This is a genomic window from Janthinobacterium sp. BCJ23, assembly GCF_059617945.1.
Genome location: NZ_JCAQAW010000001.1, coordinates 155,688 through 181,103, shown reverse-complemented (window position 1 = coordinate 181,103; position 25,416 = coordinate 155,688). Strand labels below are relative to the sequence as shown.

General features: G+C 63.5%; 19 protein-coding genes and 1 pseudogene. 11 read left to right on the top strand and 9 right to left on the bottom strand.

Annotation, left to right across the window (positions count from 1 at the left end; translation table 11 throughout):
* The first annotated feature begins 4 nt into the window (after window positions 1–4).
* Complete coding sequence (locus AC54AG_RS00775; RefSeq protein WP_331778357.1) at window positions 5–439, top strand: hypothetical protein; 435 nt, start codon at window positions 5–7, stop codon at window positions 437–439.
* 58 nt (window positions 440–497) lie between these two features.
* Here the strand turns inward: AC54AG_RS00775 and cphA are convergent, their stop codons facing one another.
* Both cphA and AC54AG_RS00765 read right to left on the bottom strand, forming a co-directional pair.
* A complete protein-coding gene (gene cphA / locus AC54AG_RS00770; protein ID WP_219327534.1) occupies window positions 498–3,068 on the bottom strand; it encodes a cyanophycin synthetase in 2,571 nt (856 codons plus the stop codon).
* Window positions 3,069–3,133: 65 nt separating this feature from the next.
* Window positions 3,134–5,311, bottom strand: coding sequence for a cyanophycin synthetase (locus tag AC54AG_RS00765; protein WP_496629287.1), 2,178 nt, complete (start codon window positions 5,309–5,311; stop codon window positions 3,134–3,136).
* 467 nt (window positions 5,312–5,778) lie between these two features.
* Here AC54AG_RS00765 and AC54AG_RS00760 point away from each other — a divergent pair, with 467 nt between their 5' ends.
* Together AC54AG_RS00760 and AC54AG_RS00755 are read left to right on the top strand one after the other, a co-directional pair.
* Window positions 5,779–8,049 carry a cyanophycin metabolism-associated ABC transporter gene (locus AC54AG_RS00760; protein ID WP_080698525.1) on the top strand — a complete coding sequence of 757 codons (2,271 nt, stop codon included), beginning with the start codon at window positions 5,779–5,781 and terminating at the stop codon, window positions 8,047–8,049.
* Between the two features lie 2 nt (window positions 8,050–8,051).
* Entirely contained in the window at window positions 8,052–8,522 is a 471-nt protein-coding gene (locus tag AC54AG_RS00755) for a cyanophycin metabolism-associated DUF1854 family protein (protein WP_034750645.1), read from the top strand.
* Between the two features lie 132 nt (window positions 8,523–8,654).
* On the opposite strand, the gene AC54AG_RS00750 is transcribed toward AC54AG_RS00755, so the two are convergent.
* Together AC54AG_RS00750 and AC54AG_RS00745 are read right to left on the bottom strand one after the other, a co-directional pair.
* Window positions 8,655–11,180: a TonB-dependent receptor gene (locus AC54AG_RS00750; RefSeq protein WP_331778354.1), complete on the bottom strand. Its 2,526-nt coding sequence runs from the start codon at window positions 11,178–11,180 to the stop codon at window positions 8,655–8,657.
* Between the two features lie 410 nt (window positions 11,181–11,590).
* Complete coding sequence (locus tag AC54AG_RS00745; RefSeq protein ID WP_034750639.1) at window positions 11,591–13,105, bottom strand: AMP nucleosidase; 1,515 nt, start codon at window positions 13,103–13,105, stop codon at window positions 11,591–11,593.
* Between the two features lie 124 nt (window positions 13,106–13,229).
* Between AC54AG_RS00745 and AC54AG_RS00740 the strand changes: the two genes are divergently transcribed.
* The 4 genes from AC54AG_RS00740 (at window position 13,230) to AC54AG_RS00725 (ending at window position 15,903) form a co-directional block, all read left to right on the top strand.
* A complete protein-coding gene (locus AC54AG_RS00740; protein WP_331778353.1) occupies window positions 13,230–13,829 on the top strand; it encodes a TetR/AcrR family transcriptional regulator in 600 nt (199 codons plus the stop codon).
* 17 nt (window positions 13,830–13,846) lie between these two features.
* The gene (gene map, locus AC54AG_RS00735; protein WP_051991081.1) at window positions 13,847–14,650 is read left to right on the top strand and encodes a type I methionyl aminopeptidase; all 804 of its coding nucleotides are present in this window, start codon (window positions 13,847–13,849) and stop codon (window positions 14,648–14,650) included.
* 2 nt (window positions 14,651–14,652) lie between these two features.
* On the top strand, window positions 14,653–15,177 hold the full coding sequence (locus AC54AG_RS00730; RefSeq protein ID WP_496629286.1) for a hypothetical protein: 525 nt from the start codon (window positions 14,653–14,655) through the stop codon (window positions 15,175–15,177).
* Window positions 15,178–15,255: 78 nt separating this feature from the next.
* The gene (locus AC54AG_RS00725) at window positions 15,256–15,903 is read left to right on the top strand and encodes an FABP family protein (RefSeq protein WP_034750633.1); all 648 of its coding nucleotides are present in this window, start codon (window positions 15,256–15,258) and stop codon (window positions 15,901–15,903) included.
* Here the strand turns inward: AC54AG_RS00725 and AC54AG_RS00720 are convergent.
* Complete coding sequence (locus AC54AG_RS00720) at window positions 15,900–18,362, bottom strand: tetratricopeptide repeat protein (RefSeq protein WP_496629285.1); 2,463 nt, start codon at window positions 18,360–18,362, stop codon at window positions 15,900–15,902. The two genes, AC54AG_RS00725 and AC54AG_RS00720, sit on opposite strands and share 4 nt — an antisense overlap.
* A gap of 81 nt (window positions 18,363–18,443) precedes the next feature.
* Window positions 18,444–19,223 carry an AraC family transcriptional regulator gene (locus tag AC54AG_RS00715; RefSeq protein ID WP_034750628.1) on the bottom strand — a complete coding sequence of 260 codons (780 nt, stop codon included), beginning with the start codon at window positions 19,221–19,223 and terminating at the stop codon, window positions 18,444–18,446.
* A 101-nt stretch (window positions 19,224–19,324) separates the two neighbouring features.
* On the opposite strand from AC54AG_RS00715, the gene AC54AG_RS00710 reads away from it, so the two are divergent.
* Both AC54AG_RS00710 and AC54AG_RS00705 read left to right on the top strand, forming a co-directional pair.
* Window positions 19,325–20,215, top strand: a complete 891-nt coding sequence (locus tag AC54AG_RS00710) for a DMT family transporter (protein WP_331778351.1) — start codon at window positions 19,325–19,327, stop codon at window positions 20,213–20,215.
* A gap of 38 nt (window positions 20,216–20,253) precedes the next feature.
* Window positions 20,254–20,841, top strand: a complete 588-nt coding sequence (locus AC54AG_RS00705; RefSeq protein ID WP_034750625.1) for an O-methyltransferase — start codon at window positions 20,254–20,256, stop codon at window positions 20,839–20,841.
* Here AC54AG_RS00705 and AC54AG_RS00700 read toward each other — a convergent pair whose 3' ends face one another.
* Both AC54AG_RS00700 and AC54AG_RS00695 read right to left on the bottom strand, forming a co-directional pair.
* Window positions 20,842–21,351 (bottom strand): GAF domain-containing protein, encoded by a 510-nt coding sequence (locus tag AC54AG_RS00700; protein ID WP_496629284.1) that lies wholly within the window; start codon window positions 21,349–21,351, stop codon window positions 20,842–20,844.
* Between the two features lie 68 nt (window positions 21,352–21,419).
* Window positions 21,420–22,310, bottom strand: coding sequence for a LysR family transcriptional regulator (locus AC54AG_RS00695; protein WP_496629283.1), 891 nt, complete (start codon window positions 22,308–22,310; stop codon window positions 21,420–21,422).
* Window positions 22,311–22,399: 89 nt separating this feature from the next.
* On the opposite strand from AC54AG_RS00695, the gene AC54AG_RS00690 reads away from it, so the two are divergent.
* Window positions 22,400–23,386: an aldo/keto reductase gene (locus tag AC54AG_RS00690; RefSeq protein ID WP_331778349.1), complete on the top strand. Its 987-nt coding sequence runs from the start codon at window positions 22,400–22,402 to the stop codon at window positions 23,384–23,386.
* Window positions 23,387–23,393: 7 nt separating this feature from the next.
* On the opposite strand, the pseudogene AC54AG_RS00685 reads toward AC54AG_RS00690, so the two are convergent.
* Window positions 23,394–24,361, bottom strand: a pseudogene (locus tag AC54AG_RS00685) (IS1595 family transposase).
* A gap of 230 nt (window positions 24,362–24,591) precedes the next feature.
* On the opposite strand from AC54AG_RS00685, the gene AC54AG_RS00680 reads away from it, so the two are divergent.
* Window positions 24,592–25,416 carry a CheR family methyltransferase gene (locus tag AC54AG_RS00680; RefSeq protein ID WP_200873008.1) on the top strand — a complete coding sequence of 275 codons (825 nt, stop codon included), beginning with the start codon at window positions 24,592–24,594 and terminating at the stop codon, window positions 25,414–25,416.

Sequence of the window (25,416 nt, the reverse complement as noted above, 5' to 3'; positions counted from 1 at the left end):
CACCATGTTGGCATCCACTATCACCGAACCGTTGCTGCGGCACTTGCAAGCGGACGGATATCAGGCGCAGATCGACAGCGATGGCGATATCGTCTTCCGTTTCGAAGGCATGGGCTATGTCCTGTGCTTTGACGCCGATGACGCGCAATTTGGGAAACTGCTGTTGCCGAATGTGTGGACCATCGATACGCCGGAAGAGTTGCTGCGCGTGCGTGCCGCGCTCGATGAAGTCAACCGCCGCATCAAGCTGGTGAAAGGCCATGTGCAGCGCGGTCAGGTATGGTTCTGCATCGAGATGCTGCTGCTCGAGCAGCAGCACTGGACGCATTTCCTCGCGCGTGCCACCCGCGCCATCGCGCATGCGGCGACGCTGTTTGCCAGCGAGATGCGGGCCGGTGCGCTGGCTGCGCAGGCGATCGAGAAAGCCGGCGCCGACTGAGGCGCCGGGATGAAAAAGGGCGGCCCGCAGGCCGCCCTCGTATGCCGTCAGGCTGCGCTTAGGCTTCGGCGACGCGCTTGGCGATGTGCGCCAGCGCTTCTTCCACCTGGTCGATCAGGATCAGGCACAGATCGCCTTCGCCGAGGCGCGCCAGGGCCTTGTCGATAGCGACGAATTCGCCGTTGATTTCATCGATATGGCTGGTGCGCTTGGCGCCGTTCAAGCCCTGGCGCAGCAATGCCACCACTTCGCCGTCGGCGCGGCCGCGCTGGCATTGATCCTGGTACAGCAGCACGTCGTCGAAGGCGGCGCCGAGGATTTCCGTCTGCTGGCGGATGTCTTCGTCGCGGCGGTCGCCGGCGCCGCTGATGACCACCGAGCGGCGCTTGGCCGGCATGCTTTCCACTGCCTGCACCAGCGCCAAGATGGCGTCCGGATTGTGGCCGTAGTCGGCGATCAGGGTGGCGCCCTTGTAGTCGAACACGTTGAAGCGGCCTGGCGCATTGTCGGCTTCATTCGCAAAGGTTTTCAGGCCCAGCGCGATGGTTTTCCAGTCCAGGCCCACGGCCCAGGCGGCGGCCAGCGACGCCATGACGTTGTCGACCTGGAAGCCGATGGCGCCGTTGCGCGTGATCGGCACCTGCGACAGGGGGATTTCGTGGCGCTCCTTGCCTTGCGCCGCGACCAGCTTGCCGTCCTCCACGTACACGACGCGGTTGCCCTGCGCGCGGTGCGTGGCCATCACGGGGTGCGTCTTGTCGGCGGCGAAGAAGGTCACCGTGCCGCTGCAATTCTTGGCCATGCGGGCCACGGCCGGGTCGGTGGCGTTCAGTACGGCCACGCCGCTGTCGGCCACGTTCTGCACGATCACGCGCTTCAGGACCGCGAGGTCTTCCACGGTGGTGATGTAGTTCAGGCCCAGGTGGTCGCCCGCGCCGATGTTGGTCACCACGGCGACCTGGCAGCGGTCGAAGGCGAGGCCTTCGCGCAGCATGCCGCCGCGCGCCGTTTCAAACACGGCCGCGTCGACGTCCGGATGCAGCAGCACGTTGCGCGCGCTGCGCGGGCCGCTGCAGTCGCCGCTGTCGATCTGGCGTCCTTCGATGTACACGCCATCAGTGTTGGTCATGCCCGTGCGCAGGCCGGAAGCCGTCAGCAGGTGGGCGATCAGGCGCACGGTGGTGGTCTTGCCGTTGGTGCCGGTAACGGCAACGACGGGAATGCGGCCATCGTCGCCCTCGGCGAACATGGCGGCGATGATGGCTTCGCCGACTGGGCGCGGCTTGCCGAACGACGGCGCCAGATGCATGCGCAGGCCGGGGGCGGCGTTCACTTCGACGATGCCGGCGTTCTGCTCTTCCAGCGGTTTCAAAATGCTGTCGGAGACGACGTCCACGCCGCAGATATCGAGGCCCACCATGTGCGCGGCCGCGACGGCGCGCGCCGCCACTTCCGGATGCACGTCGACGGTGACGTCGGTGGCCGAGCCGCCTGTCGACAGGTTGGCGTTATTGCGCAGGATGACGCGCTTGCCGACCGGCGGCACGGAGTCGGCCACATAGCCCTGCTTGGCCAGGCTGGCCAGGGCGATGTCGTCGAAGCGGATCTTCGTCAGCGAGGTGGCGTGGCCGCTGCCGCGGCGCGGGTCCAGGTTGACCTGGTCGACCAGTTCGCGCACCGTATGCTGGCCGTCGCCCACCACTTGCGGCGGGTCGCGGCGGGCCGCTGCCACCATCTTGTTGCCGATGACGAGCAAGCGGAAATCGTGGCCCGGCAGATAGCGCTCGACGAGGATATCGTCGCGGAATTCCTGCGCCGCGAGGAAGCCGGCCGTCAGCTGTTCGCGCGTGGTGACGTTGACGGTGACGCCCTTGCCCTGGTTGCCATCTTTTGGCTTCACGACGACGGGCAGGCCGATCTCGCAAGCGGCGGCCCAGGCATCGTCCGCATCGACGGCGACGCGGCCTTGCGGCACGGGCACACCGGCCGAGTCCAGCAGCTTCTTGGTCAGTTCCTTGTCCTGTGCGATGGCTTCGGCAATCGCGCTGGTGCCGTCCATTTCGGCGGCCTGGATCTTGCGCTGCTTGCTGCCCCAGCCGAATGTCACGAGGCTGCCTTCGGTCAGGCGGCGGAACGGGATGTTGCGGGCCACGGCGGCGTTGACGATGGCGCCCGTCGATGGACCGAGACGTACGTCTTCATCGAGCTCCTGCAACTGGTGCAGGGCGCCGGCCAGGTCGAACGGCGCATCGTCGAGCGCGGCCTGGCACAGCTGCTGCGCCAGTTCCAGCGCCAGGCGGCCGACGGCTTCTTCCGAATATTCGACGACGACCTGGAAGATGCCCGTTTCCAGTGTCGGCGTGGTGCGGCTGAAGGTGACGGGGCAGCCGGCTTGCGCCTGCAGGCCCAGCGCCGCCAGTTCCAGCACCTGCGCCATCGGCGCGGCGTTGTAGTTGCCCAGCGGTTGCAGCGGGCTCAGTTGCGGGAAGAGGGCGCGCAGGCGGGCTTCGAAGCCGGGCAGCTGGGCGATGTCGAGTTCCTGCGTGGTGCAGGAAACAATGGCTTCCACGGCGGTGTCGTGGCTCCAGAGGTTAGGGCCACGCAAGGCCCGTACGCGAGATACTTCCATAATTAAACCGTAATCCTGTTGTGTTCTTGTGGGCCCGGCCGTCCTGGCCGGGCTTGAGTGCTGTCTTAATTCCCGATGCAGCCGGGCGCGGCGTCAAACGTGCGCAATCCTGCGCAAATCAGGTCGACTGGCAGGTTCAGGGCCCAGGCGGCGGCCGCGACGGCCAGCACGCTGTCGACATTGCCGGCCGTGGCCGGTTTCAGCAAGTCCAGGCACAGCAGGACCGTTTCGATGCCGCCTTCGGCCAGCACGATGTGGTTGCCGCGCACGAACACGGCGCGCTGGCCGGCGGCCAGTTGCGCCGCGATGGCTGGCAAGCCGCCATCCTGCGCATACAGGGTCACGGTGCCGTCGCACAGTTCGGCCAGTTCCAGCACGTGCGCGTTGGCGGCGTTGAGCACGGCGACGCCCGTCGGCACCACCACGTCAACCTGGCTGCGCACGGCCTTGTACAGGCCCGCTTCGTCCAGCACGTCGAAATCCTTCACGCTATCGAGGCTGCCCATGTCCGTGACGACGCCGATCTGGCATTTGTCGTAGGCCAGGCCTTCGGCCAGGATCATGCGCGGATTGCTCTCGAACAGGGCCGTCTGCACGGTGCGGTTGAGCAGCAAACGCTGGCCCGCGTCCCAGTTCACGCAATCGCTGCTGACGACACGGCGCTGGTCCAGGTACATGCCTTCGCTGCAGACGGCGCCCGTGTGCAGGCCCGACAGGTTGAGCAGCTTGCACAGCATGCGCACGATCAGGCTGGCGCCGCGCGTGCCCGTCACGCCGATCAGCGGAATGCGGCCCGTTTCCTCGGGCGCGAACAGGTGGTCGACGATGGCCGCGCCGACAGGGCGGGGCTGGCCCACGCCCGGCTTGATGTGCGCCAGCAAGCCAGGGCTGGCATTGACTTCGATGATGGCGCCGCGCTGTTCTTCCAGCGGACGCGTGATGTCGGTGGTGACCAGGTCGATGCCGGCGATATCGAGGCCGACCACGCGCGCGGCCAGCAGGGCCGCATGCACGACGGATGGGTGCACGTCGTCCGTGACGTCGATGGCCACGTTGCCGTTCGGCTGGATCAGCACTTTTTGGCCGGCCTGCGGCACGGACATGGCGGTCATGCCCTGGCGCTGCAGTTCCAGCACGATTTCGCCCGACTCGTGCGGCTTGACGGTACCCAATGGGAAATCTTCGCCTTCGCCGCGGCGCGGGTCGGTATTGATCTGCGTGTTCACAAGTTCCAGCACGGTCGAGACGCCGTCGCCGTCGACCCACAGCGATTCGCCCTTGGCGGCCGCGATCAGCTTGTTGCCGACGACGAGCAAACGGTGTTCGTCGCCCGTGATGAAGCTTTCCACCAGCACGGCCGAGCTGTCGCCCTTGCGCGCGGCCAGTGCATAGGCGGCCTTCACGTCCGCTTCCGTCATCAGGTTCAGCGACACGCCGCGGCCATGGTTGCCGTCATACGGCTTGACGACGACGGGCACGCCGATGTCCTGCGCTTCTTCCCAGGCCGCCTCGGCGCTGCGCACCAGGCTGCCTTCAGGGACGCGCACGCCGCACGATTTGAGCAGGAATTTGGTCAGATCCTTGTCGCTGGCGATGCCTTCGGCGATCGCGCTGGTGCGGTCCGTTTCGGCCGTCCAGATGCGGCGCTGCGCCGCGCCGTGGCCCAGTTGCACCAGGTTGCCGTCGTTCAGGCGCAGCGAAGGGATGCGGCGCTCGGTGGCCGCATCGACGATGCTGGCCGTGCTCGGACCCAGGCAGCGCGAGTCGACCATGTCGCGCAGGGGCGCCAGCGCCGCTTCCAGGTCATAGGCTTCATCGTTGATGGCGGCCATCAGCAGTGTGCGCGCGGCGGCCAGGGCGGCGCGGCCCACGTGCTCTTCGCGCGTGCGGAAGGCCATCTTGTAGACGCCGCGCTGGCTGGTCGAGCGCGTCTGGCCGAAGCCCGTACGCATGCCTGCCAGGTTTTGCAGCTCCAGCACCACGTGCTCGAGGATGTGGGCCGCCCACGTGCCTTCGCGCAGGCGCTCGAAAAAGCCGCCCCGTTCGCCCACGCCGCAGCGGTGCTCGATCATGCCGGGCAGCCACGCCACCAGGCGTTCGTACAGGCCCGGCAGGGTATTGGATGGATAGTCTTCCAGTTCGCCGATGTCGACCCAGGCTTCAATCACCGGGCGGTAAGTCCAGATGTTCGGGCCGCGCAAGTGGGTGACGCGGGCAAATTCGATGTTCTTCTTCTTGATCATGTAAGTGGTTTCTTGATAACAAGCCAGGCGTCTGGGCGCCAGATACTTTATGTTGGCTCTACAGAGTCTTTTCAGGCTCGTGCTTGGTTCTTTATCCCGGGTATGCGCAGTGTGCCACTTTTAGCGGCCTCTTGTCGCGTTTGCTGCCCTTATTCTGCTGGTGTTGTCATTCTAATTGTTACTAATTGTTGCCATACTTGTTATAAAGATACCGACTCTGCTTAAAGCTGGAGCATTTGCGCAACAGCGGGCTGTTGTATACTTGCTCCCGTACGACGGACGCTGATTTTTTTGCGCCGTTTTGCCATCATTCCTTACCGGCAGGCATCCATTCGATACAATACAGGAAATTGCCACTGGTGCATCCACCTCGCCATCGCGCAGTACACAAACATTGATCGGGCGTCTGCCCCATCCCCCAAATCCCGCCCTGAAGGGCTTGGCCTCGAGCCGGAGTATGCTTTACGATGACAACTGAACTGAGTGTTCCTGCAACAACTATTCCCCTCACATCGCTGCCTGAACACTGGCTGGCGGAAGTGGAGAGCAACCTTTCTCCAGGGGAGAACGTTTTAAGTAGCGTTGAGGTTGACCTCGATGCGCGATTACGTTTCACAAAAGGCATAATAGTTGTCACCGAGAAGCGTTTGCTGGCCCGTTCGCCGGGCGATACCACCTGGAAAAGTTGGTCTTTCCGCCACGGATTACGCCTGACGCACCATGACCACGCCGGTGTCGGCCACCTGGAACTGTTCGACGACCACGGCCGCCTGGCGTCGTGGCGCTTTACCCTGGGCCAGAACCTGCATGCGATCCGCGTGCTGGAACAGTTCGTCGAGCGCCTCGACAGCCACCTGACGGGCCAGCCCGTGCTGGAAGCGGAGCAGGAAGTGTGCCCCAGCTGCAAGGCGCCTTTGGAGCCGGAACAGGAAGAATGCCCGATCTGCGCCAAGGTGCTGCACACGCCGCCATCGACCTGGACCCTGTTCCGCCTGTGGCGCTTCGCCCATCCCTACCGTGGCCAGCTGGCCCTGGGCTTCATGCTGATGCTGCTGAGCACGGCCGCGCACATGATTCCACCGTATCTGACGGCGCCGCTGATGGACAATGTGCTGATCCCGTATCAGAACGGCAAGCATATCGACCCATGGCTGGTCGTGTATTACATGAGCGGCTTGCTCGGTTCGGCCCTGCTGGCCTGGCTGCTGGGCTGGGGCAAGACCTATGTGCTGGCCCTGGTGTCCGAACGCATGGGCGCCGACTTGCGCTCGGCCACGTATGAACACCTGATGAAACTGTCGCTGGAATTTTTCGGCGGCAAGCGCACGGGCGACCTGATGGCGCGCATCGGCAGCGGCAGCGACCGTATCTGTGTCTTCCTGTCGCTGCATTTGCTCGATTTCGCTTCCGACGTGCTGATGATCATCATGACGGGTGTGATCCTGTGGTCGATGAATCCGTGGCTGGCCATCATGACCCTGGCGCCATTGCCCTTCATCGCCTGGATGATCCACCTGGTGCGCGACCGCTTGCGCACGGGCTTTGAAAAGATCGACCGCGTGTGGAGCGAAGTGACCAACGTGCTGGCCGATACGATTCCCGGCATCCGCGTGGTGAAGGCGTTTGCGCAGGAAAAACGCGAAGCGGCCCGCTTCCGCGACGCCAATGCGCACAACCTGGCCGTCAACGATAAACTGAACAAGGTCTGGTCGCTGTTCTCGCCCACCGTGTCCTTCCTGACGGAGATGGGCTTATTGGTCATCTGGTGCTTCGGCATCTGGCAACTGTCGCGCGGCGAAATCACCGTCGGCGTGCTGACCGCCTTCATCGCCTACAGCACGCGCTTCTATGGCCGCCTCGACTCGATGAGCCGCATCGTCTCCGTGACGCAGAAATCGGCGTCGGCCGCCAAGCGCATCTTCGACATCCTCGACCACGTGTCGAGCGTGCCGGAACCGGCGCAGCCCGTGAAACTGGACAAGATCGAAGGCAGGATCGACCTGCGCGAAGTCGGTTTCCGCTATGGCAACCGGGCCGTCAACCGCGGCATCACCCTGAACATCAAGGCGGGCGAGATGATCGGTCTGGTGGGCCACAGCGGCTCGGGCAAGAGCACCCTGGTCAACCTGATCTGCCGTTTCTACGACGTGTCGGAAGGCGCGATCCTGCTCGACGGCGTCGACATCCGCTCGTTCGCCGTGTCCGACTACCGGCGCAATATCGGCCTGGTGCTGCAGGAGCCGTTCCTGTTCTTCGGTACCATCGCGGAAAACATCGCCTACGGCAAGCCGCACGCGACGCGCCAGGACATCATCGCCGCCGCGCGCGCCGCGCATGCGCACGAATTCATTCTGCGCCTGCCGCAAGGCTACGATTCGATGGTGGGCGAGCGTGGCCAAGGCTTGTCCGGCGGCGAACGCCAGCGCATCTCGATCGCCCGCGCACTGCTGATCGATCCGCGCATCCTGATCATGGATGAAGCGACATCGTCGGTCGACTCGGAAACAGAGAAGGAAATCCAGAAGGCGCTGGACAACCTGGTGCAGGGCCGCACGACGATCGCCATCGCGCACAGGCTGTCGACCTTGCACCGCGCCGACCGCCTGGTGGTGCTGGACCGCGGCCAGGTCGTCGAAGTGGGCAGTCACGATGAACTGATGGCGAAAGAGGGCGCCTATTTCCGCCTCTACGAAGCACAGGCGCGCAACAACGAACTCGCGCTCGACGACAAGGAATAAGCATGGCCAGTACAACTTTTACATTAAGCCGCGACACCTTCGGCAAGCTGGTGATGACGGACGCGGACGGCCAGGTTTTTGAGGGCGTGGCGCCCGTGCGCGCCTTTCCCATCCAGTCGCCCGATGAAGGCATTTCGCTGGTGCTGGGCAATGGCAAGGAAGTGGCGTGGATCGACCGCCTCGACGCCTTGCCGGAACCGGCGCGCAGCCTGCTGCAGGAAGAGCTGGAAGGACGCGAATTCATGCCCGAGATCGCGCGCGTGAAAAGCGTGAGCAGCTTCGCCACGCCGTGCACGTGGTACGTGGACACGGACCGGGGCGAGACGCAGTTCGTGCTGAAAGGCGAGGAAGACATCCGCCGCATCGGCGCCACGTCGCTCTTGATCGCCGACAATCACGGCATCCACTTTTTGATACGCGACATGTTCAATATCGACAAGACGACGCGCAAGATACTCGACCGTTTCCTGTAAGCGTTGGACTTGCCTGAAAACCGCTGCCTGCAGCGGTTTTTTTCGTCTGTCGGGCATGAAAAAGCCGCACAGGAGTGCGGCTTTCGTGGGTAGCACCGGCAGCCATTTCAGGCCGCCGGGGATGGTGCTGCATTACATGAACTTGTAGCCTGCGCCGATGTAGAAGTAACGGCCGCGCACGTTGTACAGCTGGGCAAAGCCCAGGGTGCCATACTGGTTGCTGGCACCCGTCGCGCTAAATGGTGGCATCTTGTCGAACAGGTTCTTGATACCAGCCGTGAAGGTCAGGTTTTGCATCGCCACGTACTGGCCCGTCAGATCCACTTCCGTGTGCGAAGGAATCGTGCGGGTGCCCGGCTTGATTTCGTCGCGGCGCAAGGGCGAGTCGATCATGTCGCCCGTCGTGCGGATGACCAGGGAACCGGACATATTGTCCTTTTCCAGGCTGGCAGTGAACGTGTTGCGGTACTTCGGATTCATGAACGTCTTCAGCGTGCTTTGCACCGGATCGGTTTCCGTATCCTGCGTTTCCATGCGGGTGTAGATGGTGGACGCATTGCGGATCGTGAACTTGCCGAACATCGTTTGCGGCGACGTGTAGCGCAAGTCCGTATCGAAACCCTGCACTTCGGTCGTGGCCAGGTTCTGGTTGTTCAGCAGGATGCGCGCGTCGCCATTCTTGATTTCCACGTTGCCGCGCTCGATTGCCTTCAGTTCCGACAGGGTGCCGATCTCGTTCTTCTTGTTGATCTTGAAGTAGTCGACGCTGACCGTCAGCGAGTTCACTGGCGAGAACACCATGCCCAGGTTGTAGGTCTTGCCCGTTTCAGGTTTCAAGTCCTTGTTGGAACCGGAGACCTCGTAGTAGGAGAAGTTGGTGCAATTGCCGGCGATCGAAGGGAAGGCTTTGCAGATATCAGTATCGTTGGTCGTGTAGGCGCCCGCATCGACGCCGCCAAACATCTGTTTCAACGATGGCGCCAGGTAGCTCCCCGCATACGAACCACGGAACATCAGGTTGTTCAGCGGTTGGTAGCGCAATGCCAGTTTCGGGCTGGTTTTGCTGCCGACATTTGAGATATCGTCATAGCGCACGGCCACTTGCGCTTCGACGTTTTTCAGGAAGGGAATCGACAGTTCGCCGAAGATGCCCTTGGAATTGCGGTCCGCCTTCACGGCAGCCTGCTGGATGCTGCCGAAGACCAGGTTATCGATCTGGTTCTGGTCGGGCTGGTCGCTCAGCGTTTCCTTGTTGTAGGACACGCCGACGGCGTAAGCCATCGCGCCGCCTGCCAGGTCCATGATCGGCGCCGATGCCTTGGCGTTGAAGAAGGTCAGTTCCGACTTGCCGGCGCGCGTAGGCGTGAGACGGATCTTGTCGACGGCGGCCTGCGGGTTGTCGGTGCGGGTCGGGTCGATCGTGCCATTGGCGATCGCTTCGTTGAACAGATCCGACTGCGCATAGTTCGAATCGCGGTTGGTGGCCTTGCTCACGCCCTTGCCGATGGCGACGTCCCAGTCGATGCCGCGCGTCGTGCCTTCCAGGCCCGTCGAGAACTGGGTCATCGTACCCTTGCGGTTGGTCTGGCGCGGGCCCATTTGCATGAAGCGGCCGGCAACGATCTTGCCATTGGATACGAAGTTGCCAGGCGCAGGCTGGGACGAGAAGTCGTCCTTGCTTTCGGAATAGGTAAATTCCGCGAACGCGCGAATGCTGTCGCTGATTTTCAGGCTGCCGATCAGCATGCCGCTGGCGCGGTCGGCGCCGTTGGTCGAGGTCAGCAAGGTCTTGTTGACGTCGAAACGGCAGGAACCGGCGCTCAAATCGCCCGGTGGACAAGGCACGAGGGTGCCGCCGCCGGCAATGTTGCCGCTAGGATGGAAGCCGCTGCGGCCATCCGGACCGCCAAAGCGGCGGAAGTCGGCCGAACTGGTCAGGTCGCGGTCTTTGCGGTAGATCGGATCGCGCTTGAACACGTCGACCGTGGCCAGCACGTTGAAGCCCTGGGTGTCATAGTCGCCAAAACCGTACACGAGGTTGGCCGTCTTTTCCTTGGCGTCCGAACGCGAGCTTTGGCCGTAGCTGGTTTTCGCTTCCAGGCCTTGGTAGTTCTTTTTGGTGATGAAGTTCATCACGCCGGCAACGGCATCGGCGCCATAAATGGCTGAACCGCCATCCTTCAGGATTTCAATGCGTTCCAGCGCGCTCAGCGGGATGGCGTTGACGTCAACCGCGGCGCCCGCGCCCGAACCGTCAGCCAGCGCATTGGTCGGCAGGCGGCGGCCGTTCAACAGGATCAGCACGTTGCGTTCGCTCAAGCCGCGCATCTTGATGTTGGTGGTGCCGGAACCGGAAGGCGAGCTGGCGCTCAGTTCGCCCTGGTCATTGATGTCGATGGAAGCCAGGTTCCGCACCAGTTCAGCGACGCTGGTGGCGCCCGTGCGCTCGATATCTTTCTTGCTGTAGATTTCCACCGGTGCGGCCGTTTCGGCATCCACGCGCTTGATGGCGGAACCGGTGACGACCACACGCTGCACTTTTTCCTCGCCAGCCTTGGCTTCCTGCGCCTGGACGGCCTGGTGCATGAAACCTGCGCTCATGACCAAAGTGCCGGCAAACATCATGCGCAAGGATTTGCTCAATTTCTTTTCAATCATTGTCCATCCTCCAACTAGGAAACTTTAGTTTCCTTAGGGTTTTATGTAGCTATTTGAAAGTATTTTCAAAATGACTATGTTTACAAATTTAGTATTTTAAATTTGCAATTCATCAGACCATTTTTTGATCTTGACTGTCAAGAACTGCCGGGTATTTGTTCAGGTGCATGGCACGAGGCAGAATGAAGGTGGATGAATTTTATTTGTGGCAAGCAGGAAAGTATTAAATTTCAATTGTTAAATAAATTAAATTTGCAATTATGTTCAATTATCATTGAAAGTTTGGTCTTTGCTGATCGCCTGTCTAGACAGCTGTGGTTTTTTTGTGACAATGTCGGGGGTGAACAAGGCGGGCAGCAGGACAAAAAAAAGCCGCCCGGCAGGGGCGGCTGGCGCTGGGAAAGGCGCTATTACTGAAACGCCACTTCCGCAAAGCTGCGCAATTTCCGGCTGTGCAGCCTGTCCACGCCCTGGCGGCGCAGCAGTTCCACGGCGCGGATGCCGATGCGCAGATGCTGGTCGACGCGCTCGCGGTAGAAGTGATTGGCCATGCCGGGCAGCTTGATTTCGCCGTGCAGCGGCTTGTCGCTCACGCACAGCAGGGTGCCGTAGGGGACGCGGAAACGGAAGCCGTTGGCGGCGATCGTCGCGCTCTCCATATCGAGCGCGATGGCGCGGCTCTGGCTGAAACGGCGCTCCGGCGTGCGCTGCGGCAGCAATTCCCAGTTGCGGTTGTCCGTGCTGGCCACGGTTCCCGTGCGCATGATGTGTTTCAGGTCATGCCCAGTCAGCTGGGTGATTTCCGCCACGGCCGTTTGCAGCGCCTGCTGGATTTCCGCCAGCGGCGGGATCGGCACCCACAGCGGCAAGTCTTCGTCGAGCACGTGGTCTTCGCGCACATACGCATGCGCCAGCACGTAGTCGCCCAGGCTTTGCGTGGTGCGCAAGCCGGCGCAATGACCGAGCATCAGCCAGGCGTGCGGGCGCAGCACGGCGATATGGTCGGTAATGGTCTTCGCATTGGCGGGGCCGACGCCGATATTGACCATGGTGATGCCGCTGCCGTCCGCGCGCAGCAAATGGTAGGCGGGCATCTGCGGCAGGCGCGGCGGCGCGGCGCCCAGTGCATCCTCGCTTTCGACTGTCTGGCCGACCCGGCGCGTGACCACGTTGCCCGGTTCGACAAAGGCGATGTAGCCGTCGTCGTCCGAAGGCGCGGCCGCATCGGGCGCGCGGTCCATCATGGCGTGGCCCAGGCGGATGAATTCGTCGATGTAGAACTGGTAATTGGTGAACAGGACGAAGTTCTGGAAGTGCTGCGGCGACGTGCCGCTGTAGTGGCGCAAGCGCTGCAGCGAATAATCGACGCGCGGTCCCGTGAACAGCGACAGCGGCTGCGCTTCGCCATGTGCCGGTTCGTGCGTGCCGTTGGCGATGCCGTCGTCCATGGCCGACAGGTCGGGCAGGTCGAACAGGTCGCGCATGGCCAGGCGGCGGCCCGCATCCATATTGCCTTCGATATGGTCATGCTCGGCGAACGAGAAATGCACGGGGATGGGCTGGGCGCTCACGCCCACTTCCAGGTGCACCTTCTGGCCGCTGTTATGGTTTTTCAGCAGCAGGGTGAACTGGTCCAGGTAGTAATCGCCGAACAGGTCGGGGCGCGTCAAGGTGGTTTCAAACACACCGGGACCGGCGACAAAACCGTAGGCCAGCGGCGAGTCGGCGCGCGCCACGGTGTCCGTCTGGATGCGCACGAAGGGGTAGCAGGCACGCACACGTTCGTGCATGTCTTCGCCGGCGACAAAGCGCTGCAGCGCATCGCGCAAGTGTTCGATGCTGCTGCGGTAAATGGCTTGCACCTGTTCCAGCGCCAGGCGTGGATCGTCGAAGCGGGAGGAGGCGATGAAGGGGGGCGTAAGCAAGCGGATTCTCCTTGTGGCGGTTCGTGCATACCATTGTAAGGCAGCAGGGCCAGTCGTGTTGCCGCTCGTGTGGGTCCATGGTTGGGTGCTTGACGAATTCAAATAGAATCTGTATTCTATTTGAATGGTCAGACTAGCTAAATTCAACGAAAACAACTTCATCGACAGCGCGATCGCCGTCGCCGCCCAGTGCGGCGTGGGCGCCGTCTCGATGGCCGCCATCGCCGTCAAGGCCGGCGCGCCCATCGGCTCCGTGTATCACCGCTTCGATTCGCGCAACGCCATCCTGGCGCGCGCGTGGCTGCGCGTAAAAAGCGACTTCCGCGAGGAAGTGGCCAGCCGCTGGCTCGGCGGCGACACCTGGGCCGGCGTGCATGGCTTGCTGGACTGGTGCCGGCGCAAGCCCGTGTATGCGCGCTTCCTGCTGCAATGCGCGGACAGCCCCGATTTCAACAGTGGCCTCAGCGAGGAATTGCTGGCCGCCGTGGAAGAGGAGCAGGCCGCGCTCGACGCCTGCTTTGTCCGCTGCGCCGAAGCCATGCCCGCCACCACGGAACTGGACCTCGATCACATGCTGCTCAAATTCGTGCTGATCGATGCGCCCGTGGCCGTCGTCAAACCTTACCTGACCCAGGAGCGGCCGATACCGGCCAGCGTCGACGCCATGCTGCGTGCCTCGCACGACGCCGTGCGCGGCTGGGCCGCCCATACCACCTCACACTAACAAAGAAAAGAATCCCCATGCGCTATTCCACCCAGCTTGAACACGGCAAGAAAATCCCGCTGCACGACGAAGAAGGTTTCATCGGCATGCGCGCGGCCGGCCGCATCGCCGCCGACACGCTCGACTACATCGCGCCTTTCGTGAAGCCGGGCGTCTCGACGGCCAAACTCGACGCCCTGTGCGAAGAATTCATGCGCGCGGCCGGCGCCATCCCCGGCACCATCGACTACCACGGCTACAAGCACGCCAGCTGCATCTCCGTCAATAACGTGGTCACGCACGGCATCCCGTCCGAGACCAAGATCCTCAAAGTGGGCGACATCCTCAACATCGACGTGACGCCAAAGTTCAACGGCTGGTTCGGCGATACCAGCCGCACCTTCAAGGTGGGCGCCGTCTCCATCCTGGCCAACCGCCTCGTCAACACGGCGTATGACGCCATGATGGCCGGCATCCACACCGTGCGTCCCGGAGCGACCCTTGGCGACGTGGGCGCCGCCATCGAAGCGGTAGCCAAGGCGCAGGGGTTTTCCTCCGTGCGCGACTTCTGCGGCCATGGCGTGGGCCAGGTCTTCCATGACACGCCGCAAGTGCTGCATTACGGCCGCGCCGGCACGGGCATCGTGCTGGAACCGGGCATGATCTTCACGATCGAACCGATGCTCAACGTGGGCAGCTACCAGGTCAAGGTCTTGCCCGACAAATGGACGACGGTGACGAAGGACCGCTCGCTGTCGGCGCAGTTCGAGCACTCGCTGGCCGTGACGGAAACGGGCTTTGAAATCTTTACCCTGACCGGTTCGACCGAACCGCTGGTGTAAGCATGGATGACGCGCGCCGGCAGCAGCTCACCGATATCGTCGCCGCGAAAGCCGGCGTGGATGTCGCTTGCGCGGCGCGTCACCTGGCGCTGCATGATTACGACGTGGCGGCCGCCTTGCGCGGCATCGACGCCGAACGTTATACGCTCACACAGCGTCTGCTGAACAAGTACCGGCGCGATCCGGAAGACGCGCTGCAGCACGTGGCGCTGGCCGTGCTGCAGCAGGAAGGCATCGGCAGCGACAGCGTGCTGCGCGCTGAGCGCATCGCGGCCCTGGCGCCGCCCGTCGCCGGCATGGTGATGCTGGCCGAGTGGCTGGCCTATGTGGACTGGGAAGGCTACGACAGCGCCCTGTACGCGAATATCGACGCAGTGGCGGCGCTCATCGCCGGTGCATTGGACCTGCCCGAGGTGGCCGCCAATCTGCTGCAAACGCGCGACGAAACGGTGTTCGAAGCGCAGCGCCCCGCGCTGGCCGCTGCCGCCCTGCTGTTCATCGAGCGCCACACTACGCAGTTTCCCTGACGGCTGGCGCTTTGCCGCCGGCGGGCGCGCGTCTTACAATGGCGGCAAGCACTGTTGCCCCATTTTGAAGACTTCCGCATGAGCGATTTTCCCGAAGATATCTACACCGAGCCGTCCGCCGACGTGCACACCCTGAACAACCTGGGCCCCTTGACGGGCATGGCCGGCATCTGGACGGGCACGCGCGGCCTGGACGTCAAGCCGAAAGCGGACGGCCCGCGCAAGCAGGCCTTCGTCGAGCGCATCGAACTGCAGCCGATCGACCCCGTCACCAATGGCCCGCAACTGTTCTACGGCTTGCGCTACTACATCCACATCACCAAGCCGGATCAAGTCAAAACGTACCATGAGCAGGTGGGCTACTGGCTGTGGGAGCCGGCCACGGGCGCCGTGATCCAGACCCTGGCCATCCCGCGCGGCCAGATCGCCATGGCGTCCGGCACGACGACGGCGGACGCCACCAGTTTCGAACTGGTGGCCAAGCGCGATTCGACGGCGTACGGCATCTGCTCGAACCCCTTCCTCGAACACGCGTTCACCACCGTCGAATACCGGATCAAGGTCGATATCCACGCCGATGGCACGTGGGGCTACGACGAAGACACGGTCATGCTCATCCGAGGCAAGGACGAACCGTTCCACCACACGGACCGCAACCTGCTGACGAAAATCGCCGAGCCGACGCCGAACCCGATGGCGCTGCAGGCGCTGGCGGCAGCCGCTTAAGGTTTTCCCTGGGCCACAGCCTTGATGGCCCGTTCTTCGCCCATGGCGGCCGCGATCTTCCAGCGCTGCATGGCGCTGGCGCGGTCGGGGCGTTTCAAGCCCGCGCCTTCCCAGTCCATCAGTCCCAGGTTGTAGATGTCGCCCGCGCTGCCCTTGTCGGCGGCCAGGGTGAACCATTTGCGCGCTTCCTTGTGGTTGACGGGAATCTGGTAGCCGCGCACGTGGTACAGGCCCAATAAGTGCATGGCTTGCGCATTGCCCTTGTTCGCGGCCTGTTTCAGCAGGTCGAGGCCGCGCGCCATGTTGCGCGGTTCCTGCCAGCCTTCGGCCAGCATCACGCCTTTCGCCGCCAGCGCATAGCTGTCGTTCTTCACGAGGCCCTTGCCGATCAGGGGCTTGGCGGCCACATGGCGCGCTTCGCGCTGCTGCGCCGTTGGCGCCGTGATGGGGCCCGGCTTGCCTTCGCCCATCAGCAGCATCCAGCCATACAGGCCATACGCGCCGGCGTCGCCCTTGCCGACCAGGCTTTCCAGCATGGCCAGCGCCTGCACCTTGTCGCCATTTTCGTACAGCTTGACGGCCTTGGCGCTACTCGCATCTGGCGGCACTGGGGCTGGCGCATGGGGCGCGATGGGCGCCGATGCCATGGCCGTTTGCGGCGGTGGAGCAGCTGGGCGCACGCGCACCGGCAAGCCATAGCTGGCGGCCAGCACGGCCAGAGTGGCGGGCGCGAGGATCAGCACTTGCGCCAGCTGGTTGCGGCGGCCCTTGCCGGCGATGCCCATGGCCCGCTCGGCTTGCTGCTCGCCGCCCAGCGCCTCGCTCAGCACGGCTTTCACCTTGCGGTTGAACAGCCAGTAGCCGGCGCCCGTGACGAGCAGGCCTGCGACGGCGGCCGCCCCGCGTCCGGCGAAGAACCAGGTGGCGATGGCGGCGGCCAGTGCGGCCAGTACGCTTTTCCACCAGAATTGCTTGGCCAGCCGCGTGTAGACCTGGCGCAGGGCGCCCAGCACGCAGGTACGTACATTGTTGGCATAGTCGGCGGAGACGACATCGACGTGCGCGTGGTCCGCGTCGCCGCTGAGGACGGACTCGATCACGTCCGCATTCAGTTCCGAGGCGGCCACGTCGCGCAGCGGCGTCAGCAAACCCTGCACGTGGGCCGAGAACAGGCCGTCGTCGGCGCTGCCGGCCAGCGCGTCGCTGAGCGCCTTGAGGTCGCCGCGCAGCAGCTTTTCCACGATGTCGTCCAGGGTCAGCCAGCGCAAGTCCGTGCCGTACGCAACCAGGTGGTGCTTTTCCGCGTTGCACGATGCATCGAGGCGCACGATGCGCAGCTTGGCCGCATACAGGGCGTCGACCTCCTGCGGCTGGTCTTCATTGTAAATGCTCACTTTCGCCAGTGCCAGGCTGCTGGCAATGGCCGCCAGTGAGTGCACGCTCTCCTTGTCGCGGATGCGGCGCGCGTCATCGGGCGCCTGCTTGGGCAGGCTGACGCTGTAGCCGGGCGTCACATGCACGTCGACCCAGGCCGCCTTGCCCACCTTGCCGGAGCCGTCGCACGGGTTGCAGCGCAAGTCGCCCACGCCGCTGCAGGTGCGGCACGTGACCTTGCCGCTGGCGCGGCAGGTGCCGCAATTGATGTTGCCGGAACCGTGGCAAGTGTTACAGCTGACCTTGCCGTAGCTGCAATGGTAGCAAGAGCGGTACTCGGTGCGGTACTGGGGCCGCGTCTCGCTGTGGTAGCTGGTGTGCGAGCTGCCGTTACTGTAGGTGGTAGTGGGCACTTGCACCGTGATGTAGTCGGTGACTTGTTCGGAGACCGTGCCGCTGCCGCTGCAATACGAGCACGACACCTTGCCGCTGCCGTAGCAGCCATACGCGTCGCAGCTGACGGTGCGCCCGCCGTGGCAGTTCCAGCATGTTTCCGTCGTCGAGCCGTAGCAGGTGTGGCAGTTGATGCGGCCGCTGCCGGTGCAGTTGTTGCAGGTATCGAGGTGCCAGTACTTGACGGCGTGCGGCAGGTAGACGCCCGCCTCGACGCCGTTGTAGGCCTGGCCTGGCTGGCGCAAGGCATTGTCGAGCTTGCCCGCCGCGCGGCGCAGCCGTTCCTTCTCCTGCGCGTTAGCGAGCGCTCCCACCTCGTGGGAGCCGCAGCGGCAGTCATTGCCCGCTGGCGTGAAATAGCCATTGATGACGCGCTGCTCGAAGCGCGCCTCGAGCGCGTAGTTCGCTTGCAGCGAAAACTCCTGCAGCACGTCTTCCTCGTCCAGCGGCGTGATGTCGTGCGGTTCGAAACGCGTCTTGTCCTGCACCAGGGTGCGCAGCTTGCCCAGCACCGTCGGTATCTCTTCCTTGTCGAGCTTGAGGGGCGCTGGCGCCGTCACGGCCGTTGCTGATGCCTGGGGCATGTCCTCGTTGCCTTGGGTATCGGTGGCCGTCTCGGTGCTGGGGTTCATGTGCGTCCTTTTGCTCTCTGGAAAGATGTTTGAATTTTAGCATCCCAATATGACAAACCATGACAAAGCGGACCCGCTTTTTCAGCGCAGGCCGCGGCGGAACTGGTCGGGCGTGCCGCCGCTCTGGCGGCGAAACATGGCGATGAAAGCGGAAGCCGTGCTGTAGCCCAGTTCCAGCGCGATCGCCTGCACGGTGTCGCCCCGTTCCAGCAGGGGCAGGGCGGCCAGGAAGCGCTGGCGCTGGCGCCATTCGCCGAACGGCATGCCCAGTTCGCGCTGGCAGCGGCGCGCCAGGGTGCGCTCCGTGACGTGCAGTTGCGCGGCCCACTCGGCCAGTGAGCGGTTACTGCCGGGCTCCGCCTGCAGGGCCGCAAGCAGCGCCGCAATGACGGGCTCGTCGCTGCCAGGCAGATAGTTGCGGCTGCACGGCGCCAGCTGCAGCTGGTCGACCAGCACCTGCGCCAGGCGCTGGTCGGCTTCGGTGGCGGGCGTGGTGACATGGCGCCCGGCAAAGTCGCCGAGGATGGCTTTGAGCAGGGGGCTCATGACCAGCGCGCACGGCTGGGCCGGCAACTGCGCGCACAGGCTGGCGTCGATGTAGGCCGAGTGAAACACGACATCCTGGCGGATATAGCCGTCGTGCAAAGTCTCGGGCGGTATCCACACGGCGTACTGGGGCGGCGACAGGTAGCGCTGGCCCGCGACCATGATTTCCATCACGCCCGTGGAGCAATACGTGAGCTGTCCCCAAGGATGGCTCTGGTAATCGAATTGCTGGTGCGCGCGGTAATCGTCGAGGCGGAAATACACGGGATGGGGCAGGGCGTCGGAAACGGCGGGGAAATGCTGGTTGCTGGCCATGGTGTCTTTGTCCTGTTCTTCGCATCGATTGTCCGCTATGCATTATATCCATGGAATCGGACCATGCGAAAATGGCGGTCCTGAATACTGGAGTACGCCGCATGCAAGTGAAGCACTATCTGTTACCCGTGATCGCCGTGCTGATCTGGGCCATCAATACCATCGTCAGCAAGATGGCCGTCGGCGTGATCGATCCGGCCGCCATCTCGTTCTACCGCTGGCTGCTGGCCGGCGTGCTGCTGGCGCTCGTGTTTGCCCGTCCCGTATGGAAGCAGCGCTCCGTGGTGCGACCGTATCTGGGCAAACTGTTTGTGCTGGGTATGTTGGGCATGGTCATGTACCAGTGCCTCGCCTACATCGCCGCGCAAACGACGACGGCCACCAATATGGGCATCCTCGCATCGATGATGCCGCTGCTGGCCGTGGGCCTGTCCGTGCTGCTGCTCGGTGAGGCGCCCACCGTGGGCGGCGTGTTCGGCGGCCTGGTGTCACTGCTGGGCCTGGCTTACCTGCTCAGCCATGGCGACCCGGCCGCCCTGCTGGCCCATGGCGCGGCCGTGGGTGACGCGCTGATGCTGCTGGCCTGCCTGTCGTATGCGGGCTATGGCGTGCTGCTCAAGCGCTGGAAGATTCCCCTGAATAACTGGCATTCGCTGCTGATCCAGGTGTGGTGCGCCGTGCCCGTGCTGTTCGTGTACTACCTGAGCCAGTCCGCGCCGCCCGTCACCGGTGCCGGTTTGCCGCTGGTGCTGTTTGCCGGCATCCCCGCCTCCATCATCGCACCGTTCTTGTGGATGCATGGCCTGGCCAAGCTGGGGCCTAGCCGCGCGACGACCTTGATGAATCTGCTGCCCGTGTTCACGGTGATCATCGCCATGCTGTTCCTCGGTGAAACCTTGCACAGCTACGATGTGATCGGTGGCGGCGTGACCCTGCTGGGCGTGGTGATGGTGCAGTATCTGAAACGTCCGCTGCGCCGTGCACCGGCATAGTTTTTTTGCTATGCTGGTGTTTTGAACAAGGAGGCGCCATGCCCAGCATCGATACTCTGTTGAGTGAACTCGAAGCATTCGGTAACACCAATGATGCGGCGCACACCGCGCGCGCCAGCCGCATGCTCAACATCACGCGCGACACGGGCGAATTGCTGGCCGTGATGGTGCACGCGCGCGGTGCCCGGCGGGTGCTGGAAATCGGCACCTCGAACGGCTATTCCACTTTGTGGCTGGCGCGCGCCGTGCAGGCGCTGGGCGGCAAGGTGGTGACGGTGGAAAAGGCGCAGGACAAGTTCGACATGGCGCACGACAACTTCGTGCGCGCGCAATTGCAGGGCGTGATCGGCCAGCTGCTGGCGGACGCGGGCGACGTGCTGCGCGATGCGGCGGACGGCGCCTACGATTTCATCTTCCTCGATTCCGCGCGCCAGCAATACGCGCAGTGGTGGCCGCAGCTGGACCGCGCGCTGGCGGCAGGCGGCGTGCTGGTGGTCGACAACGCCAGTTCGCACTACGCGGACATGGCCGGCTTCATCGAAGCCATCCGCGCCGACAGCCGCTACACGACGTGCCTGGCGACGGTCGGCAAGGGCGAATTCATCGCCGTCAAGGCGGGCAACTAGTTATTCAGCAACGATAGCCGCTTCCAGCACGCGCACCAAGGATTCGACGCCTTGCGCGTCGACGTCGTCAAAGCGGCTGACGAGCGGGCTGTCGAGGTCGAACACGCCGATGATCTGGCCATTTGAAAACACGGGCACCACCAGTTCCGAACGGGAATTGACGTCGCAGGCGATGTGGCCGGGAAATACATGCACGTCCTGCACGACGATGGACTTGCCTTCGACCACCGTGGTGCCGCACACGCCGCGCCCCTTCTTGATGCGGATGCAGGCGGGCTTGCCCTGGAACGGTCCCAGCACCAATTCCTCGCCCTTGAGGAAATAAAAGCCGGCCCAGTTGAGGCCCGGCATGGTGTTGAAGACCAGCGAACTGAAGTTGGCCGTATTGGCGATGAAGTCGGTCTCGCCTGACAGCAAGCCTTGCAGCTGCGCGCGCAAGTCCGCATACATGGCTTGCTTGGCGGCGGGGGTATCGGTGCCGTAGGCGGCGTCGCTGATGGTAAACGTCATGGTCGTGGTGGCGCTTGAAAATGGGGAAGGCGATATGGTAGCGCGTCTGGCGCATCCGCGCGCGGCCGTCACTGTTTCAGATATTCCTGCGCCAGCTGGCGCAGCAGGAGCAGGGCCGCATGGCCGTGGTCGGCTTGCCAGGCCAGGCCGATGCCGGCCGCCAATTCCTCGCCTTCCGCCAATGGCCGGTAGATCACGCCATCCATGCGCAGCGCGCGGAACGAGTCGGCCAGCAGCGCCATGCCTTTGCCTGCGGCCACGTCGCCGAGCAGCACATGGTGGTCGGGTGCTTCGCGCAGGAAATGCGGCGCGAAATCATGCCGGCGGAACACTTGCTGGCAATGGTCGAAAAAGGCGGGCTGGCGCGCCCGTTCGAACCAGTAGATGGGTTCCTGGGCGATGTCAGCAAGGCTGAGCTTGCGCCTCTTCGCCAGCCGGTGCCCGGCGGGCAGGGCCAGCATCATGGGCTGGCGCGCCAGCGGCTGCACGGCCAGTTCGAACGTGGCGCTGGGCAAGGCAAGCAGGGCCGCATCGAGCTGGCCCTTGCGCACGGCGGCGACCAGGCGCGGCGACGGGGCCGCCGTCAATTCCAGGCGGACATTGCCCAGTTGCTCCTCCAGTGCCGCCAGCAAAGGACGGAACAGGCCGGCCGCCACGGAACTGGTCAAGCCCAGACGCAGGCGCGCGGGTGCGCTGTCTTGCCGCAGCGATTGCTGTGCCATCTCCAGCAAATCGAGGATGTGCAGCGCCTGCGGCAGCAGGGTACGGCCCGCTGGCGTCAAGGCCACGCCTTGCGTGTCGCGTTCGAACAGGCGTGCGCCCAGCTTGTCTTCCAGTCCCTTGATGGCGCGCGACAATGGCGGCTGGGTCATGTGCAATTGCTCCGCAGCCTGGCGAAAGTTCAGGCAGCGGGCGACGGCGCAAAACAGGGTCAAGGCATGGGTATCGAGGGCTCTCATACCAGAAAGGTATCACGAAATCGGGCATTCCCTTGTCATCCGGCGCGGCCCAGACTGGCGGCATCGAGTCAACAACTGAGGAGAGCAGCATGCAACAGCGACGCATCGGCAATAACGGTATGAGCAGTTCGGCATTGGGCCTGGGCTGCATGGGCATGTCGGAATTCTATGGCGCCACGGACGAGGCGCAATCCCTGGCCACCCTGGAAGCGGCCCTGGCGGCGGGCGTAACCCTGTTCGACACGGCCGACGCCTACGGTTTCGGCCACAACGAACAATTGCTGGGGCGCTTTTTGACCAGCCATCGCGGCCAGGCCCTGGTCGCCACCAAGTGCGGCCTGGCGCGCGAGGCGGGCAGTTATGCGCGCCGCGTCGACAATTCCCCCGCCTACATCCGCCAGGCGTGCGAAGCGTCGCTGGCGCGCCTGGGCGTGGAGCGCATCGACCTGTTCTATCTGCACCGCCTGAACCTCGAGACGCCACTGGAAGAGTCGATGGGCGCGCTGGCGCAACTGCTGCAAGAGGGCAAGATCCGCGCAGTGGGCCTGTGCGAAGTGAGCGCCGCCACCTTGCGGCGCGCGGCGGGCATCTGCCCCGTGGCGGCCGTGCAGAGCGAATACTCGCTGTGGACGCGCGAACCGGAGCAGGGCGTGCTGGCCGCCTGCCGCGACGTGGGCGCCAGCTTCTTTGCCTACAGTCCGCTGGGCCGGGGATTTTTGACGGGTGCCATTGCCGATGCGGCCAGCCTCGACGCGGGCGACTTTCGCCAGTTCAATCCCCGCTTTGCCGCCGATAACCTGGCGCGCAATCAGGCCATCGTCGCGCAAGTGAGGGACATCGCGCGCGCAAAAGGCTGCACGCCGGCCCAGCTGGCGCTGGCCTGGCTGCTGGCGCAAGGCGACGACATCATTCCCATTCCCGGCACCAAGCGCATCGCGTATTTGCACGACAACCTCGGCGCGCTGGCCGTGCGGCTGGACGGGGCGGAACTGGTGGCGATGAACGCGGCCTTTCCCTTGGGCATGGCGGCCGGCGCGCGCTATACGGAGGAAGGCATGAAGGGCGTGGATGCCTGAAAAAAGGCTATGTCACCGTTAGATGTGGGAATGCTCCTAGTGTTGCCTTCAATAATGTTTCTGGCGAGCGGATGCGCCCGGCGTCGAGTATCCAGCGCCAGCCCAGGTAATTCGACAGGTAGCGTGTGGCTACGCCGTGAAACGGCCGTAGCCAATCCCGCAAGCGGCTGTGATACGCATTGACGTTTTGCACGTGGGCGGCGCCCCGCACGCGGATGCCGGCACGCAAGTTGACGGCCTGGTGGCTGACCCCTGCTTCATGGGCGAAGGCGCGGTAGGCGGCATGACCATCGGTGACCAGCAAGATATCCTTGTCGATGACGGGTGGCAGGCAAGCATGTAGCTGTGCCTTGGTCAGTGCTCCTTTCCCGTGACGAAATCGAGGGTTTGCCCAGTGCGGTCACGCGCCACCAGGATGCAGACTTGCTCATTCGATATGCCACGTTTAAAGGCATGACCACCACGGCGCCGCGCCGGGCGCGTCAAATGCCGCGATCCCTTCTCCGATTCCAGTACATACAGCTCGTCCGCTTCGGCGATGCCATGCAGGCGATGGGGCCGGTCCGTTTTTGCCAATGATAAAAACCGGTGGCGCCAGCGAAACGTGGTATTGCGGTGCACGCCCAGCTGTAACGCCGCCTTACGCACGGAATCCGATGTCAGCATGCAATGGGCATACTCAAGCCACAGCGCCTTGTGGCGCAAGCGGGCAAGCGGCGTGCCGGTGAGTGCATTGAAGGTGCGGCCGCAAGGCACGCAACGGTAGCGCTGCAGTCCGTGCGCATGGCCGTGCCGGTGAGCATGGTTGCTGTTGCAAACCGGACAGTGCGGTTGTTGGCGGGCCACGCTTTCGATCAATGCCACGGCGACGTCTTGCGATGCGGCCCAGTGCAGCAGGGCGATGCCCGCCAGGCGCTGGCGGCGGTTCAGTTCGGCGAACTGGGCGATGAAGGTTTTCCATTGGGCTGGCTGCATGGAAGGCTCCCGCTTGTCTGCGATGCTCAGTCAGACAGCAGGGACACGGGAAGATTCCCGGAATTCCCCTACTTGTCGAGGACAGAGCCGAAAAAAACGCGTGAGTGTACGCCAGCGTACCTAACTGAAACTTTCTCTACAGGATAATTGCCGGCGATCTGCTAGCATTTGGCAGTGACTGCGCGCTGCGCTTTGCACGCTGTTCAACGGTCAGGTATCCGATGAGGTGGATGTTGTTAGATGACGATATTTTCGATATAGAACTGAAGTTATTGCTTGAGGGAATACTGCTGCGCTATCAGCACGATTTCCGCGATTATTCCGTGGCCTCCCTGCGCCGGCGCATGCGCCAGGCCATGGAGCGCTTCGGCTGCGCCAGCCTGTCGCAATTGCAGGACCGCATCTTGCACGAGCCGGCCATGTTCGCGCAGATGCTGCAGTTTTTCACGGTGCAAGTGAGCGAGATGTTCCGCGATCCCGCGTATTTCCGTGCCCTGCGCGAAAAAGTCGTGCCCATCCTGCATACCTATCCCTCGATCAAGATCTGGGTGGCCGGCTGCAGCAGCGGCGAAGAGGTATGGTCGCTGGCCATCTTGCTCGAAGAAGAGGGCTTGCTCGAGCGCAGCATGATTTATGCGACCGACATCAATGTGGAAGCGCTGGCCGCCGCTGAAGCGGGCATTTATCCCATCGAACGCATCGCCCAGTTCAGCGAGAATTACCAGCTGGCGGGCGGCAAGCGCTCGCTATCCGACTATTACACGGCCGCCTACAAGGGCGCCATCTTTGACCGGCGCTTGCGGCGCCAGTTCGTCTTCGCCGACCACAGCCTGGCGACGGACAGCGTGTTTTCGGAGGTGCACATGGTTTCCTGCCGTAATGTCATGATTTACTTCAACAAAGACTTGCAAGACCGCAGCCTGGGCCTGTTCCACGAAGCGCTGGTGAACCGGGGCTTCCTGGGTCTGGGCATGAAGGAAAGCCTGCATTTCAGCCGCCATGCGGACAGCTTCAACGAGCTGAGCCCGGCCGAACGCATCTTCCAGCGTGCCTGA